This window comes from Actinomadura sp. HBU206391, from assembly GCF_014323665.1.
In the GTDB taxonomy this organism is placed as follows: Bacteria; Actinomycetota; Actinomycetes; order Streptosporangiales; family Streptosporangiaceae; genus Actinomadura_C.
Map to the genome: position 1 here is coordinate 1 of NZ_JABVEB010000563.1, position 1,121 is coordinate 1,121.

General features: G+C 60.6%; 1 pseudogene. It reads left to right on the forward strand.

Features of this window, described 5'->3' with window-relative positions:
* Positions 1-143 precede the first annotated feature (143 nt).
* Positions 144-1,079: pseudogene (locus HKK72_RS39425) on the forward strand (IS3 family transposase); the annotation flags it as partial.
* Positions 1,080-1,121 lie beyond the last annotated feature (42 nt).

Genomic DNA, 1,121 nt, shown 5'->3' on the forward strand with positions numbered 1-1,121 from the left:
CTGGCGAATTGGGTGGCCGCATACCGGCGCGAGCATGCGGGAGAAGAACCACCCTTGACGATCGACGAGCGGGCTCGCTTGCGGGAGCAGGAGCGCGAGATCCGGGAACTCAAGATGGAGCTTGAGTTCTTGAAAAAAGCGGCCGCGTACTTCGCCAAGGACCATCGGTGACCGACAAGTTCGAGTTCATCGACGCGGAGTACGCAACTGCCACAGCCAAGAGCGCAACGACAGTCCCGCCGATCACCAAAATGTGCTTCTGGCTCCGAGTATCCAGATCCGGCTTCTACGAATGGCGCAGCCGCCCCGAGTCGGCAACCGTCAAACGGCGGACGGAACTCAAACTGCTGATCCAGCATTTCTTCACCGAATCGGACGGTACGTACGGGCACCGGCGGATCCACGCGGACCTGATCGACCACGGCGTCCAGGCCGGCCTCGAACTCGTCCGCGCCCTCATGCGGGACCTGGGCCTGGAGCCCTGCCAGCCCAAGCCATGGCGGTTCAGCCTCACTGAAGGCGACGGCAAGGAGCACCGCATCCCCGACCTGGTGAACCGCGACTTCACCGCCGACGCGCCCGGCCTGAAAATGGTCGGTGACATCACATACGTCGAAACCTGGCAAGGATGGATCTATCTGGCGACCGTCATCGACTGCCACACCAAGGCGGTAGTGGGCTGGGCAATGGACGACAACTACAAGACCCCGCTCATCGAGAAGGCCATCGAAATGGCTGCCGAAAATCACACCCTCGCCGATCAGGCGATCTTTCACTCGGACCGCGGAAGCAACTACACTTCCACCCAGTTCGCCACGACGCTGAAGCGACTCGGGCTCCGCCAATCGGTCGGACGGACCGGTATCTGCTACGACAATTCAATGGCCGAATCATTCTTCGGCACACTGAAGAACGAGCGCTGCCACCGCACCGAGTATCCGACCCGCGAACACGCTTACCGCGATATTGCGAGATATATCGAGTTCCGATACAATTCCAGACGTCGCCACTCAGGACTCCAGTACAGGACCCCCAAACAGGTCCACAACGAGTACCTGAAGCAGCAGCTCGCAGCGTGAATCAACCGTAAAGCAGCTGTCCGGAAAGCGCGGGGCTCCTCA